At 59.8% G+C, this 15,038-nt stretch carries 14 protein-coding genes and 1 pseudogene; 11 read left to right on the top strand and 4 right to left on the bottom strand.

Features of this window, described 5'->3' with window-relative positions; translation table 11 throughout:
- Positions 1-57: 57 nt before the first annotated feature.
- Positions 58-777, top strand: a complete 720-nt coding sequence (locus tag F4V43_RS18070) for a DUF1361 domain-containing protein (RefSeq protein ID WP_150459663.1) — start codon at positions 58-60, stop codon at positions 775-777.
- Here F4V43_RS18070 and F4V43_RS18065 read toward each other — a convergent pair.
- Positions 729-1,064, bottom strand: coding sequence for an MGMT family protein (locus tag F4V43_RS18065; RefSeq protein ID WP_150459662.1), 336 nt, complete (start codon positions 1,062-1,064; stop codon positions 729-731). The genes F4V43_RS18070 and F4V43_RS18065 overlap by 49 nt on opposite strands.
- 129 nt (positions 1,065-1,193) lie before the next feature.
- Here F4V43_RS18065 and F4V43_RS18060 point away from each other — a divergent pair, with 129 nt between their 5' ends.
- The 3 genes from F4V43_RS18060 (at position 1,194) to F4V43_RS18050 (ending at position 3,114) form a co-directional block, all read left to right on the top strand.
- Positions 1,194-1,868, top strand: a complete 675-nt coding sequence (locus F4V43_RS18060; RefSeq protein WP_150459661.1) for a hypothetical protein — start codon at positions 1,194-1,196, stop codon at positions 1,866-1,868.
- Positions 1,865-2,419, top strand: coding sequence for a DUF1697 domain-containing protein (locus F4V43_RS18055; RefSeq protein WP_150459660.1), 555 nt, complete (start codon positions 1,865-1,867; stop codon positions 2,417-2,419). The genes F4V43_RS18060 and F4V43_RS18055 overlap by 4 nt, the downstream gene beginning before the upstream one ends.
- Before the next feature lie 68 nt (positions 2,420-2,487).
- Complete coding sequence (locus F4V43_RS18050) at positions 2,488-3,114, top strand: hypothetical protein (RefSeq protein ID WP_150459659.1); 627 nt, start codon at positions 2,488-2,490, stop codon at positions 3,112-3,114.
- Here the strand turns inward: F4V43_RS18050 and F4V43_RS18045 are convergent.
- A pseudogene (locus F4V43_RS18045) lies at positions 3,093-3,637 on the bottom strand (histidine phosphatase family protein). The gene F4V43_RS18050 and the pseudogene F4V43_RS18045 overlap by 22 nt on opposite strands.
- Before the next feature lie 328 nt (positions 3,638-3,965).
- Here F4V43_RS18045 and F4V43_RS18040 point away from each other — a divergent pair.
- The 4 genes from F4V43_RS18040 to F4V43_RS18025 all read left to right on the top strand — a co-directional run bounded on the left by F4V43_RS18040 (position 3,966) and on the right by F4V43_RS18025 (position 8,627).
- The gene (locus tag F4V43_RS18040) at positions 3,966-6,206 is read left to right on the top strand and encodes a glycosyltransferase family 39 protein (protein ID WP_150459658.1); all 2,241 of its coding nucleotides are present in this window, start codon (positions 3,966-3,968) and stop codon (positions 6,204-6,206) included.
- 60 nt (positions 6,207-6,266) lie between these two features.
- Positions 6,267-7,271, top strand: a complete 1,005-nt coding sequence (locus F4V43_RS18035; RefSeq protein ID WP_150459657.1) for a glycosyltransferase family 2 protein — start codon at positions 6,267-6,269, stop codon at positions 7,269-7,271.
- 307 nt (positions 7,272-7,578) lie between these two features.
- A complete protein-coding gene (locus F4V43_RS18030; RefSeq protein ID WP_150459656.1) occupies positions 7,579-8,226 on the top strand; it encodes a FusB/FusC family EF-G-binding protein in 648 nt (215 codons plus the stop codon).
- A 41-nt stretch (positions 8,227-8,267) separates the two neighbouring features.
- The gene (locus tag F4V43_RS18025) at positions 8,268-8,627 is read left to right on the top strand and encodes a hypothetical protein (RefSeq protein ID WP_150459655.1); all 360 of its coding nucleotides are present in this window, start codon (positions 8,268-8,270) and stop codon (positions 8,625-8,627) included.
- Between the two features lie 34 nt (positions 8,628-8,661).
- Here the strand turns inward: F4V43_RS18025 and F4V43_RS18020 are convergent, their stop codons facing one another.
- Positions 8,662-8,856: a hypothetical protein gene (locus F4V43_RS18020; protein ID WP_150459654.1), complete on the bottom strand. Its 195-nt coding sequence runs from the start codon at positions 8,854-8,856 to the stop codon at positions 8,662-8,664.
- A gap of 124 nt (positions 8,857-8,980) precedes the next feature.
- Positions 8,981-9,631 (bottom strand): SGNH/GDSL hydrolase family protein, encoded by a 651-nt coding sequence (locus tag F4V43_RS18015; RefSeq protein ID WP_150459653.1) that lies wholly within the window; start codon positions 9,629-9,631, stop codon positions 8,981-8,983.
- Positions 9,632-9,809: 178 nt separating this feature from the next.
- Here F4V43_RS18015 and F4V43_RS18010 point away from each other — a divergent pair, with 178 nt between their 5' ends.
- The 3 genes from F4V43_RS18010 to F4V43_RS18000 all read left to right on the top strand — a co-directional run bounded on the left by F4V43_RS18010 (position 9,810) and on the right by F4V43_RS18000 (position 15,010).
- Positions 9,810-11,393 (top strand): ABC transporter substrate-binding protein, encoded by a 1,584-nt coding sequence (locus tag F4V43_RS18010; protein ID WP_191089642.1) that lies wholly within the window; start codon positions 9,810-9,812, stop codon positions 11,391-11,393.
- Positions 11,394-11,592: 199 nt separating this feature from the next.
- Positions 11,593-13,317, top strand: coding sequence for a sensor histidine kinase (locus F4V43_RS18005; RefSeq protein WP_150459652.1), 1,725 nt, complete (start codon positions 11,593-11,595; stop codon positions 13,315-13,317).
- Between the two features lie 124 nt (positions 13,318-13,441).
- Entirely contained in the window at positions 13,442-15,010 is a 1,569-nt protein-coding gene (locus F4V43_RS18000) for a response regulator (protein WP_150459651.1), read from the top strand.
- Positions 15,011-15,038 lie beyond the last annotated feature (28 nt).

Raw genomic sequence — 15,038 nt, 5'->3', positions numbered from 1 at the left:
CCGGGCAGGTACAATCATAGCAAAGACTTACAGATCGGAAAGGAGAAGACCTGTCCGGTGAAATCGCTGAATCCCGTCAAGCTGCTTGTCCTTCTGGCCGCTCTCTCGGCTGTATCCATAGGCGTCTACCTGGTGGTGGCCGACCGGACGGATACCTATTACCGGTTCATGCTGTGGAATCTGTTCCTCGCTTGGGTGCCGTTCCTGTTCTCTACGGCGGCCTACGCTCTGGACCGGTCGCAGCGGGGAACGATCCTGCTGATCCCGCTGGGCGCGGCCTGGCTGCTGTTTTTTCCGAACGCGCCGTATATTATGACAGACCTGCTGCATCTCACCGTCCGCAGCCGCCGCTATATCCTGGAAGGAGCGGTACAGAGCCGCTACTGGTACGACCTGGCAATGCTGCTGCTGTTCACCTGGAGCGCCTGGCTGACCGGCTTCTTCTCGCTGTACCAGTTCCAGTCCGTTATCTGCAAGCGCAGCGGCCGGGTCCGTTCCTGGATCTTCGTGCTGGCCGCCTGCCTGCTGGGCGGGTACGGGGTGCTGCTCGGGCGGATATACCGGCTGAACAGCTGGGATGTGCTCACCGACCGCCACCAGCTCTACCGGCTGATGGTGGACAGCGTGAACCGGCAGTCGCTGTTCTTCACGGCCTTCATGGCTTTCGTGCTGCTGATCGTGTACGCCACGCTCTACAGTCTGTTGAATGCCCGGGGATCGGGCGGATCTCATGCGTCCGCCGCGCCGCCTTCGTCTGCGCCGGGAACATACCGGTAACGGTCCAGATCGACGGTTCCCCGTTCGTCGAGTTCGACGCCCTCCGAGAGCAGATACAGTCTCTGCCGGTCGGCGTCCTCGGCGTCCTGGAGCGCGATCCGGCCCTGGGCATTGACGACCCGGTGCCAGGGCAGCCGGTATTTGCGGCTCATTGCGTGCAGAATGCGAACGACCTGACGGGCAGCCCGCGGACTGCCGGCTGCGGCGGCAACTCCGCCGTAGGTCATGACCTTTCCTTCCGGAATGGAAGAGATGACGGCGATGGCCTGTTCGGTAAAAGGCTTCATGAAACGGATGCCTCCTTGTTGTCAGGATGATGGCGGCCGGAGTCCGGCCGGGCTTTCCTATCATCTTGCCCCGGACGGGGCTTTTTTTCAAGCCATGCCAGACTGCCTTAGATAAAGGAGGTCCAGCGGATGGACATCAAATGGATCAGCCTGCCCTCGCACTGGGGGCGGGACGCCCGGCATAAATATTACGATCAGGGCTCGGACACGCTCGCGGTAATTTTTCCGGGCAAGAATTATCCGGCCGAGCAGCCGCTGCTCTACTACGCCGTTCGTTCGGCGCTGGGGCAGGGCTTCAATGTGCTGGAGCTGGAATACGGATACCGCAGCGCCCGCAAGGAATTGAAGAAGGAAGAGCTGGATGTGCTGGCCCGGGAGTGCGGCGAGGCGATCGGTCTGTTCCCGGAAGCCGCCCGGCTTGTGTATATCGGCAAAAGCATCGGAACCGTTGTGGCGGGCCAACTCGCCGCTCGCGAGACCCGGCCGGTCGACTGCCTTTACTTGACTCCTCTGCCCGAGACGGTGCCGTTCATCACCGAGACCGGAGGAATGGTCATTTATGGCAGCGCCGACCCTTTGTTCCCTCCGCGTCTGGCGGAGGATCTTAGCGGGCACCCGCATGTGGCGCTGTACCGGATGGACGATGCCAATCACTCGCTGGAGACGGGCGACACTGGGGAGTGTCTAGCCATTCTTATGGTCGTTAATCGTTTATACGGTGAATATTTCGGGGCTGTCCGGCTGGAAGCGGAAGCGACCCGGAACGCTTATGAAGACGAAGAGGGGGAGGGGGCAGCGCGATGAGGAATGGAACGCCAGAGAAGACGGTCGCACTGATCCGCGGGATCAATGTCGGCGGCAAGACGCTGAAGATGGAGACGCTCCGCCAGGAGCTGACCGCCCGCGGATTCGGGAAGGTGAAGACCTATATTCAGAGCGGCAACGTCGTCTTCGACTCGCCGGCGGGTTCGGACGACGAGACGGCCCGGACGCTGGAGCAGATCATCCGCGAGACGTTCGGCTACAGCGCGGACGTGATGGTCCGCAGCGCAGCGGAGTGGAGGGCGATTGTGGAGCGCAATCCTTATCCGCCCGCCGCTCCGGAGGACGGGAAGCGTCTGCACCTGTTCCTGCTGGCCCGGGAATTGGACGAAGCGGCGCTGGCCCGCCTGAAGCCGTACGGCGAAGCCGAGGACCGCATTCACGTTGCCGGCCGGGAGATGTACGTGCTGTTCGGCACGAAGATGAGCGATTCGCCGCTGTTCAAGCTGTCCCTAGACAAGCTGCTCGGCTTGTCGGCAACGGCGCGCAACTGGAACACGGTGATGAAGCTGGCGGAGATGTGCGAAGAGTGAATGGCCGGTTCTTTATAGGAAATAAAAGAATATGTTCGATTATCCTGCAGAAGGGAGTTTCCGGCAATTTGAAGAAAAAGGCCCTATTCTTCGTAGTATGCGCCGCTGCGCTGACCGCAGTCGCAGGCGTAACGTATTCCAGTCTGAAGCCGGGTCATGAACCCGGGATGTCTTATGAGCGTTATACCGCTGCGGCCGGGTCCATCGTGGATGTTTTTCGGGACAAATACGGATCAGCACTCCTTATCGACGAGCAGCCGGCGGTCATTGCCTATCCGGAGGACCCCGACAAGAGGTGGGCCTCTACCCGGTTCGATGCTGTGTCGGACAATGCGGCCGCTCCCATGAAGAAAGAGTTCTATATCAAGAGCAGGGATGCTAGCCTGGCCACGAAAGTAGGATTGTATTACAGCCCCCGCCAGAAGGGGCAGGCCTTCCTGAGCATGAGCCGGATCGACGGCTTCACTTCGGAGAGACTGCCCGGGTTAGGCGATGAGCTTCCACGGGTGTATGTAAATACGCTGGGAGGTGACGGGATCATCTATCAGATTACGACCTTCTCCCTGAAACCCTCCTCCGCCCAAGCAGCAGCCCAAGCGCAGGAAGACCCTATGATCCGCGAGAATGCAAGGGTTACCCGGGAACTGGAGCAAGCGGTTACGGACAGGGAAGCTTATTCCTCCCACACCCGGTGAAGGGTTGGCGCAGGCTCTCCCGCGAAGGTTAACCGAAATACATCCGGGTTCGATAGGGCTTCCCATTCCTTAAATCCGATCCGGGGCTCAAAATACTTAAGCAGAAGAGATATCAGATTGCCGTGTGACACGAACACGAGGTTCCGGTATTCGCGGTTCAGCGCCTCCATTACTGCACGAACTCCTCGGTTCATAGCGGTGCTGCTGGACTCGCCCCCTTCGTAACACAGATCCAGGTCTTCAAAGGTCTTGCGCAGCTGCTCCCGCCAATCCGGCTGGTTCACATCCGACAGAACCCTCTCGGCCAGTCTCTCATCCAGAACCACTTCGATGCCTGTGCGTTCCGCCAAGGGAGCAATCGTCTGGTAAGCCCTTTCAAAAGGATGGAAACGATATAATCGATGTTCTTATCCAGGAAGAAATGGGCAAGGCGCTCCGCCTGCCTGCGGCCGGATTCCGTAAGCTTCGCTTCGCGCGCTTGCCCTTCGGCTTGGCAATGCCGCACGATATAAATCGTTCTCACCATTCAGTTAATCTCCTTTCAGTTTATCTCCTTCTGAACTGACCTTCTGCACGAAGAACCTATGTGAGATTACAGTAGCATATGAGGCAACGACAGTTTAGCGATAAGATGAACAAGAGGGGCGGAAAGCCCTCTTTTCTGTTTCTTCCGATATATTTTTAGCGGCAACCCCTCGAATACTCCGTATCTCGTCCCCTCCAGCAGCCTTCAGCAAACATTCAGCCTGCACTCATAGACCGTTAAGGTGGCGGTGCGATACTACCCTTACATAAATGCGGCGCGGCCTGTGCCCGCCCTAAAGATAGAGGGAAATGGAGTGGAGGATGAGATGAACCGAATCAGACGATGGGGGTCCGATCCGGTCCTGCTGGTGATTCTGCTGGCGGCGGCGGGCTTGTACGGGTACGGCATCTGGGACGACGAATACGGCAATTTGTTCTACACCTCGGCGGTCGGAAGCATGCTGCAGAGCTGGCATAATTTCTTCTACGGCTCGCTCGATTCCGCGGGTTCGGTGACCGTTGACAAGCCGCCGGTCGTCTTCTGGATTCAGACGCTGTTCGCCTGGATCTTCGGCCTGCACGGCTGGAGTGTCATTCTGCCGCAGGTGCTGGCCGGAGTCGGTTCTGTGCTGCTGGTCTACCTGCTGGTGAAGCCCGGGTTCGGGCGGACGGCGGCCCGGATCGGCGCGCTGGCGATGGCGCTGACGCCGGTTGCGGCGGCGGTATCGCGGACGAACAACATTGATTCGATGCTCGTATTCACGCTGCTGCTGGCGGCCTGGTTCCTGTTCCGCGGGACACGGCTGAACCGGACCGGAAGCGTACTTGCGGCCTTCGGCCTTATCGGCGTGGCCTTCAACGAGAAGATGCTGCAAGCCTACATGGTGCTTCCGGCCTTCTACCTGTTCTACCTGATCGCAGCCAAGGTCCGCTGGAAAAGAAAAACCGGCATCCTCGCCGGTTCCACGGCGGTGCTGCTGGCAGTCTCGCTCTCCTGGGCCGTTATTGTAGACTCGGTCCCTGCCGACAAGCGCCCCTACATCGGCAGCAGCGGCACCAACTCGGTGCTGAACCTGGCCTTTGGCTACAACGGGGTCGCCCGGCTGACCGGCGACCGGAATGCCGGAGGCGGCGGCTTCGGCGGCGGCGCGCCGCAGATGCCCGGCGGGGAAGGCGGCGAGTGGAGCTTCCCCGGCGGGGAAGCCGGCCAGATGCCGCCGATGAACGGCGGCGGAGACGGACAGGCCGCTCCCGGAGCCGGCGGTGCTCCCGGCAGCGGCCAGAGCCAAGACGGAGGCGGACGTCAGAGTCAAGACGGCGGACGCCGGAGCACGGACGGAAGCCAGAGCGGCTCTCCGGGCCGGAGCGGCGGCGAGGACGGGCGTTCGTTCGGCGGCGGAGCCAGCGGCGGCCGGGGATTCGGCGGAGGCGGCATGTTCAATACCGGCACGGCCGGTCCGCTGCGGCTGTTTCAGCAGGAACTGTCCGGTCAGGCGAGCTGGCTGATTCCGTTCCTTCTCTTCGGCTGCATCGGCCTCTTCTCGGATCTGCGGCGGCGGAACATCACCGACCGGCATAAAGAGGGCGTCTTCTGGCTGGCGTGGCTCGTTCCGGTTATGGGCTTCTTCAGCATCGCAGGCTTCTTCCATCAGTACTATCTCATTATGATGGCTCCGCCTGTGGCGGCGCTGGTAGGGGCCGGATTTGTAACGATGCGCGCGCATTACCGGGAGCGCGCCGGCTGGCTGGGCTGGCTGCTGCCCGCAGCGGTGCTGGCAACGGCGGCGTTCGAGTGGTACATCCTTCAGGCGTACAACGATACAATCGGCCGGGGATGGTCGGTCGGCGTGCTTGCGGCAGGCCTTGCAGCCGCAGCGCTGCTGGCCGCCTTCAGGCTGATCCGCAGCGCTGCGAAGCCGGCGGCAAGAGCGGCGGCGCTGCTCGGCCTGCTGATCCTCTTCATCGGTCCGGCTTACTGGGCGCTGACGCCGATTACTTACGGCGGCAACAGTATGACGCCGGCGGCGGGACCGGACGGCGGCGGAATGGGCGGCGGCCCCGGCAGAACCGGCGGCTTCCCGTCGGGGTTCCCGGGCGGCGGTGCCGCGGCGGGCGAACTGCCAGGCTCCGGCGCGGAGCTGCCGGCGAACCTGTCCGGCCTTCCGGGTCTCCCGGGCAATATGAGCGGTTTCGGACGCAACGGAGCCGGGAGCGTGAACGAATCGCTGGTTGCTTATCTTAAGGCTCACAACGACGGCCAGAAGTATCTGATGGCCACGATGAATTACAGTACCGGCGGACCGTATATTGTAGCCGGCGAGAAGGTCGTCATTCTGAACGGGTTCTCGAGTTCGGACGTCGTCTACACCGAAGAGACGCTGGAAACGCTCGTGAAGAGCGGAGCGGTCAAGTATTTCCTGATTCCCGGCGGCGGCATGGGCGGCGGGCGCGAAGGCAGCTCCAGCCTGACCAGCTGGATTACGGAGCACGGCACCGAAGTGCCGTCCTCGGAATGGGCCGGCTCGGGCCAGGCGAGCGGCACGCTGTACGAAGTGACGGCGGAGTAGGATGAAGCCCGGGAGCCGGAACGGTTAAGGCAAGAATGAAGAATCAAGGAGGAGCTGCTCATGGTTTCAGACATGCGCTATTCCATTATCATCCCGATGTACAATGAGGAAGAGGTCATTCAGGAGACATACCGGCGGATCACGAAGGTCATGGAGGAGACGGGAGAGGCCTATGAATTGGTCTTCGTCAACGACGGCAGCACGGATCACTGCGCCCAGATGATCGAGGAATACAGCTATTGGGACCCGAGTGTCCGGCTGATTGATTTCTCCCGCAATTTTGGCCACCAGATCTCCATTTCGGCCGGAATGGACTATGCCCGGGGAGACGCGGTCGTCATCATTGACGCCGATCTCCAGGACCCGCCGGAGCTGATTCCGGAGATGATTGCGGAATGGAAGAAGGGCTACGAGGTTGTCTATGCGAAGCGTGTGAAGCGCAAGGGCGAATCGCTGTTCAAAAAATGGACGGCCAGCGCCTTCTACCGCATTCTGCGCTACTCGACTGACATTTCCATCCCGGTGGACACCGGAGACTTCCGGCTGATGGACCGCAAGGTCGTCGAACAGATGAAGCGTCTGCCGGAGAAGAACCGGTTCGTGCGCGGGCTGGTCAGCTGGGTGGGATTCCGGCACAAGGCGCTGGAATATGAACGCGAGGAACGGCTGGCGGGCGAGACCAAATATCCGCTGAAACGGATGGTGAAGCTGTCGCTGGACGGAATCACGTCCTTCTCGACCAAGCCGCTGAAGCTGGCGGGCATTCTCGGCGCGCTGCTCTCGGCCTCGGGATTCCTGTATCTGCTGTACGTCCTGTATCTGGCGCTCTTCACCGATTCCGCCGTTAAAGGCTGGGCTTCGATGATCGGCATTACACTGACGTTCAACGGCTTCGTGCTGCTGATGCTGGGCATCCTCGGCGAGTATATCGGCCGAATCTATGAGGAGACGAAGGGGCGTCCGCTGTATATCGTCCGGGAGGTCTACGGCGGGCAGAGGCCGGCCGGGAAGCCGACCGAGAAGCAGCCCGGGCGGCCGCTGCAGGAAGCGGGCAGGCAAGGCTAAGGCTGCCGAACCGCAAGTTTCCCCTAATCTATGGATCTATTAACCGCCGTAACGGACGGGTTCCGTGCGGCGGTTAATTTTTGGTATACTATCCGTATTCGAGTGAATGAGGGGGTTGTTGGGATGGCAAGCCGAGATTGCTCACGGACTAGGAAGTCCTCATGCAGAGCCTGAAACAGGGGCGATACTTTGCGTGAGGTGCGAGAAGAGAATCGGATCGCCCGGACGGTTTATCGTTTCTAATTAACGGGCCCTGCACCTTATTGGCATTATCATTATCTATCCAATAATAAGGGGCTGACCAGGAATGTCCATGACATTTATTAGAAACCACCAAATGAACGTTATTCAGAAGCAAGCGGACTTTGTTCTGAAGACACTGCGGAGCGTCGCGGACCGCGGCGTTATTGAGACGGTACGGCACAGCGCCGCGGCAAGCATCTTCGAGCAGTTCCCGGATTTGACCGAAGAGCGGCGGGAGATGCTGGGGCGGTTGACCTCCCTGCAGACCGCAGAGGAGTTTCAGGAATATTTAAGCGGTCTGGAGCCTTACCGGGAGCCGATGCCGCCGATTACGCCCAAGCAGCTTCAGAAGCTGTTCCCTAAACATAAAAAGCTGAAACTGCCCGATCTGGAAGCTGTCGACTTCCGGGAGCTTACCTACCTGAGCTGGACGGATATCGCGACGAACCGGCTGTTCATTGTGTATCCGCTGGAAGGGCAGTATATCGGAATCGAAGGAAGGTTGACTCCGGTCAACAAGAAAGGATACTGCGTATTCTGCAACCGGAACCATGAATTGGCCTTCTTCTCGGTGCACACCCGGGCCGTTCATGCTTCACCGGATCATTTCTCGATCTTCGGACATTACATTTGTCTGGATAACCGGGAATGCAACCGGAGCATCACCGGCACGGAAGCGCTGGAGAAATTCATCCGGACGGTGCGAAGATAAGGGGAAAAGCCCTTTCGGGCACCTGCTGAGGAGGGCGACTGGTGAACCTACGGATAAGCCGGTTTCTGACTCTGGCCGGGCTTGTGCTGGCCTGGATCGCAGCCGGCTGCTTGCAGGGTTGGCTGACTTACAGCTCGGGGTTCATGCTGCTGTTATTTCTGCAGATAGCTTTCATTTATCTGCTGGAAGCGCAGATTCAGCAGCAGCACTCCGGCAGGCGGCGTCGTCTGTTGGAGACCGGGGTCGGGCTTACGGGAGTGTGCGGTCTTGCTGCCGCTGTCTTTATGGAAGTGCCTCTTTGGTTCAAGCTTTTTGTGCTCTGCGCACAGACCGCTTTCACGACCACGGAGTTCCGGCTCATCCGGGAATCACGTCTTCAACAGAAGAAAGGAACCGCCTGACAACAGGCGGTTCCTTTCTCTCATTCCGGCGGAATCAGCGGAAGATCCAGATGAATACGGTCACGACAGCGGCCAGGATGGCCACGCCGATCAGCAGATCGAGCACCTGTCTGCCGAACCCGTGGGCTCCTTCGGTATGCAGCTTGTGTGCATTGGCCTCATGATGGGCCTTGTGGCCTTCGGGATTCGTTGAATTGCCCGGGGGGCCGGCATTGAAGAAGTCACTCATGCGGATTCCCACCTTTCAAGTAAAAATCTGGTAGGTTTATCTTACGCCAGCGCCGGCAGGAAGACAATACCAAGGCTCCCCCGCAGGGCGGCCGGGCTCTCCGCAGGGCTGGCCGGACGCCGCCTTACCGGGCCTGCGAAGGGCTCCAGACCCGGTCCATCCACCGGCGGGCAATCAGCTCATGGCCTGCGGCGGTCGGGTGGACGCCGTCCCAGAGCCAGAATTCGGCCGGGCCGCGGCTGCATGCCGCGTCGAAGAGATCCTGGAGCGGCACGAATACCGCCCGGTGGCGGTCCGCCAGACTGCGAACCGTGCGGCGGTATTCCGCCATCTTCGGCTCCCAGGCCGCCCAGCGGTCCTCCGTGGCGGGCGTGCGGAGCGTGAACGGCTCGCACAGGACAATCCGCGCTTGGGGCAGCGCGAGGCGCGTCTCTTCGAGCAGGTGGCCGTAAGCCCGCTCGAACCGGTCGCTTGCGCCCCGGTCGTCGCCGGCAACGACGGCCAGCGCGTCGTTGACGCCCACCAGAATGCTGACGATGTCCGGCTTCACGGCCAGACAGTCCTCATTCCAGCGGCCGTAGAGGTCGGAGGCCCGGTCGCCGCTGACGCCGCGGTTGACGACGAGCGGCGCTTCGCCGCCGAGCTCCAGGCCGAGCCGGCCGGCGATCATGAACACGAAGCCGTGGCCCAGAATATGATTGGGGTCGTTGTTGCGGCCCCGGTTGCCGTCCGTTATGGAGTCTCCGATAAATAGTAGGGTCGATGTATGGCTCACACCGTATCTTCCTCTCCCTGATTAATGGTTGCGCTTACCGCCTCATTATAGCACCTGCCGCCAGAAGTCGTTGCAAAAGTATGCGTTATCGTTGTCCGGCTGAATTCGAAGCGGGCCCAAGTTTAGATATACTGGGTTTGTAAACGGTTACAGCATTCCGATGGGGGGAATAGTTGCAATGAAAAAGAAAAGCGGACTTACGCTGTTGTCCGGCATCCTGATGATGTCGATGCTCGGCGCCTGCGGCAACGACAATAACAACGGGAACCAAGCGAAGGGGAGCGCAGCTCCGGAACCGAAGGCCTCGGCTGCGGCCACGCAGACGGCCGGCGATACCGGAACGGTGGATACGTCGAAGCCGGTCACGCTGAAGATGATTTTTGTGGGACCGAAGCCGGTGGATTATGATTCGGTATTCGGCGAGATCAACAAGAAGCTGAAGGAGAAGATCAACGCCACGCTGGACAGCGAATTCCTGGACTGGTCGGACTGGGCGCAGAAATATCCGCTGAAGCTGGCGGCCAACGAAGATTTCGACCTCATCTATTCCGCGAACTGGGCCGGCTACAACGACCAGGCGCTCAAGGGCGGCTTCCTGGAACTGACTGAAGACATGCTGAAGAAGTATACGCCGCAGACGCTGGCCTCCATGCCGGAAGTAAGCTGGGGCCAGGCGAAGGTGCAGGGCAAGCTCTACATGGTGCCGCAGAACCGGGGCGAGTCGGTCGAGAAGCTGATTCTGTACCGCGAAGACCTGCGCAAGAAGTACAATCTGCCGGAGATCAACAGCCCGGAAGCCTATGCGAACTATCTCAAGACGATTGCCGAGAAGGAGAAGGGCGTAACGCCGTTCACGGCAGAGACGGGCGACTGGAAGTTCCACAACCTGGACCGGGTGCTGCTGCTGCAGCAGAATGAATGGAATATGCTTTCTTTTGACCTCCCGATTGCTTTCAAGATGGACGATCCGGCAGGCAAGATCTTCAACGTATACGAGACGCCGGAATTCAAAGACCTGGTCAACTACTACAAAGATCTCTCCGATCACAACGCCTGGTCGAAGAGCGCGCTCAACAGCAAGCTCGATCACCAGCAGGAATTCCGTGAAGGCAAGACGGCTTCGATCACGCACAACCTCGGCACGCTGGGATCGCTGATTACCGACATGCGCGAGAAGAAGACGCCGTACGAGCTGGCGCTGGCGGACGTAACGCCGGACAAGAAGAAGTCCGTCGCGATTTCGACCCAGAACGGCTTCTCGATCCATGCCACTTCCTCGAATCCCGAGCGGGCGCTGATGGCGATCGACCTGCTTCAGAACGACAAGGAACTGCATGACCTGATGATGTACGGCATCGCGGGCGTCCATTACAACGCCGTAGGCGACAACAAGTACACGAACGCCGAGAAGAACGCCAACTACACCGGCTTCTCCAACTGGGGCTTCAACTCCCCGCTGAACCGCGACAATGCGACCTTCCCGGAAGAGGCCAATGCGCTGACCGCGAAATGGGAGAGCGGCGTGTACCACTATCCGCTGGAGACCTTCGTCTTCGACAACAGCAGTGTGAAGACCGAAGTCGCCAATGTCGGCAACGTGATGCTCCGCTACGGCATTCCGCTGGAATACGGCATGGTGAAGGACGTCGATAAAGGACTGGCCGAGCTGCAGAAGCAGGCCAAGGCTGCCGGTCTTGATAAAATCATTGCCGAAGTTCAGCGCCAGATCGATGAATTCCTGGCGGCCAATCCGGCCCAATAATACACGTTCCGTTCCCAGGGCTGCCGGTACTCCGGCAGCCCTGACGCGCTGCCCGGCGGCCGCTGCGGCGGCGCGGCGCTGCCTTTTATCTCCATTGTCTTCGGGCGGAAGCCGTCCGTATAATGAGAACGAACGGCGGGCAGTCCGCCCGGAACGGACTGCGTTCCGGCGTTTCAATTCGAGGCAAGGAATGATGACCATGAAACGGTACATGCCTTTTACCTATAAAACGATGATCCCTTATCTGCTGCTCGTCCTGCTGACCGATGCCGTCATCGGCTATATCGCCTACTCCATGCTGGTGAGCTCGCGGACGGAGATGGCCGAGACGAACATCCGGACGGGGATGCAGCAGGCCAGAAGCAATATCCGCTATCAGATGGATGAAATTCAGCGGATGAGCGACACGCTCTTTGGCAGCATATCGTTCCAGCGTGCCTTGCAGAAGCGGGGAACGCCGCTTGATATCTACCTGATTATGACCGATGAGATTGTGCCGCAGATCCAGTCGCCGCTGAAGCTGTTCGGCAACAACATCCGGCTGATGCTGTACACGTTCAACGACAATCTGAATATCGTCTCCGGGGATAACCTGAACGAACCGATCAAACGGAGCGATTATTATATTCTGCCTTATCAGGAGATCGAGAACAAAGCCTGGTACCGGGAAGTCCGGGAATCGGAGCGGGACAACATCTGGCTGCAGGTCGATACGGACCGGGAGCTGGGCAATATCTCGCATATCCGGCGGCTCGTCTCGTACAGCGACTACAAGACGGTGATCGGGTATGTCCGTATTACGGCCGCGCTCAGCGATCTGCTGGGCAACTTCGACACTTTCCCTGTCGATGAGGGAATTACGCTGCGGCTCTTGGATGCGGGGACGGGCGACCTGCTGTATGAGCGGGGCCGCACCCGGTCCACAGAAGAGATCAAGGCCGGTTCCTACCTGACGCTGCGGGAAGAGATTACAGGCAACGGCCTCGTCATCGAGACGCTGATCCCGTCGTCGTATCTGCATAAGGATGCAGGCCGGATGCAGCAGCGGATCATTATTGTCTGCAGCGCGAGCTTCATCGTGATGGCCGCGATCGGCCTTCTGGTCGCCCGGCTGTCGGGCCGCAAAATGTCGCGGATTGTCCGGCTGGTCCACTCGTTCCAGGAGGGCAATTTCCAGAAGCGCATCCGATTCTCGGGCAACGATGAATTCGTGCAGATCGCGGAAGCGTTCAACGTCATGGGCCAGAACATCCAGGAGCTGATCAGCCGCGTCTATGTGCAGGATATCCGCCGCAAGCAGGCGGAACTCGAAGCGCTCCAATCGCAGATCAACCCCCATTTCCTGTACAATACGCTCTCGACGATCAGCAGCCTGGCCAATCTGGGCGAAGCGGAGAAGGTGACGGATATGGTGCAGGGGCTGTCGCGGTTCTACCGGCTGACTCTGAACCAGGGCCATGCCCATGTTGAGGTGGAGCAGGAGCTGCGCCAGGTGGAGACGTATCTCGAGATTCAGAAGGTTAAATATGCCGATGCCTTTCAGGTGCATGTCCGGGTGGACGAGGAGATTTTGCATGTGCCGATCATCAAAGTCATACTGCAGCCGTTCGTAGAGAATGTGTTCAAGCACGCGTGGTTCGGGGAGTCGATCTCGATCGTGCTGGTCGGGGCGCGGATTGGCAGCGATCTGGAGCTGAAGGTTATCGACAACGGAATCGGCATGCGGCGGGAGACGGTCCGGGCCATTATGGAGGGCAAGGCGGATTCGGCCGGGTACGGCGTCCGCAATGTGGACGAACGGATCAAGCTCCGGTACGGCCCGTCTTACGGGGTCACCATCGCCAGCGTCTACGGCGCAGGTACGACCGTCCGCATTCTGCTGCCGCTGGAGCAGCCGGAAATGCCGGAGACGCCCGAAGTATAGAAGCGGCTGGAATTTCCTGCGGCATTTCGTTGCAAAAGTATGGCATTTGATTGCGCCGCTCGGGTATTCCCGGGGCGGGACGCCTTTTATTCTGAGAGAGTACAGGCAGAGGAGGGATCGGGCAGTGAGCATCAATGTGCTGCTGGTGGATGACGAAGCGGTAGATCTGGAATGGCTGCGCCGCCGGGTGCTGGCAAGCGGCCTCGATGTATCCGTGGCCGGAACGGCGAACAACGGATTCGGCGCGCTGAAGATCATGGAGACGGAGCGGATCGATCTGATTCTGTCCGATATCCGGATGCCGATCATGACGGGTACCGAATTTGCCCGCAGGGCCAAGGAGATCAATCCGAAGGTGAAGATTGTCTTCATCAGCGGGCATCAGGACTTTAATTACGCGAAGGAAGCGATAAAGCTCAGCGCTTCCGCCTACCTGCTGAAGCCGGTGGAGGATGCGGAGCTGTACCGGACGCTGGCGGAGCTGTGCCGGAGCGTGGAGGCGGAGCGCGAGGAGAACCGCAGCTTCACGCAGGCGCTGTCGCTGGTCAATGAAGAGCTGCTGCTGAAATGGCTGAACAGCGATGATCGGCAGTGGGACTGCATTCAATCGTTCCTGGACCCGATTCTGGCGGGCGGCACGGCGGCTGCGCTGATCGAGATTGACGACGTGGACTGGAAGCTGAAGGGCAGAAGCGAGGCGGAACGCCGTTCGGAGCTCGGCGAGGTGGTGCGGCTGATCCGGCAGTTCGTGGCCGACCATCAGATGGGAACGCTGATCCCGGATCATCAGGACCGCTATCTGCTGCTGGCTTCGCCGCCGGAGGAACGCTTCCTGGAGCTGGCCGGCGAGCTGGTGCGGCACCATATCGGCGGGAAGACCACCTTCACGATTACCCTGTCCCTGGGCTGCTTCGCAGAGGACGCGCCGGGATTGTGGGAATCCTACCGCAATGCGCAGGCGGCGCTCAGCGCCAAATGGCTGCTCGGCAAGAACCGGGTTCTCCGGGAAGCGACGCCGGTATCGGCGGGGGAGACGGCGGTCAGCCGCTTCGACGAACAGACCGAAGAGCTGGTGGCTGCCATCCGGGAATACGATCTGGTGAGGATCGACGATTGTCTGCTCGGCCTCTTCGGAGGAGGGGCGGCGCTGTCGAGCAAGAATCAGACGTATGAGCTGATTATCCGCCTGACGTCCAAGCTGCATGCCGAGCTGCTGAAGATGAACGAGAATCTGTACGAGCTGCTCCGCTGGGAGAGCCATCAGCCGGACCTGCTGTTCCGGTTCGAGACGGTGCATGACGTGGTGTCCTGGTTGCGGCGGCGCTTCTTCGAGCTGTCGGAGCTGCTGTACGTCAAGCGGCAGCGCCAGAAGCGCAAGCTGATCGACGCCATTATCGCTTATGTCGAGGAGAACATCGAGAAGAAGATTACCCTCAAGGAAGTGGCGGGCCACTTCGATTTTACGCCGAATTATCTGGGCTATCTGTTCAAGGAGGAGACGGGAGAGCACTTCAGCGACTTCCTGAATGAGCGGCGGCTGAAGCGCGTCTGTGAGCTGCTGGGCGATCCGTCCCTGAAGATCTACGAGATTGCCGACCGGATGGGCTACAAGAACATCATCTATTTCAACCGGCAGTTCAAGCAGCACCTGGATATGACCCCGGGCGAGTACCGGAAGAAGCATAAAGTCTAGCGCTGCGGCGGGCCTCCGGGGTCCGCCT

This window comes from Paenibacillus spiritus, from assembly GCF_008710135.1.
GTDB classification, from domain to species: domain Bacteria; phylum Bacillota; class Bacilli; order Paenibacillales; family Paenibacillaceae; genus Paenibacillus_AQ; species Paenibacillus_AQ glufosinatiresistens.
This window is presented reverse-complemented; position numbering and strand designations above follow the sequence as displayed.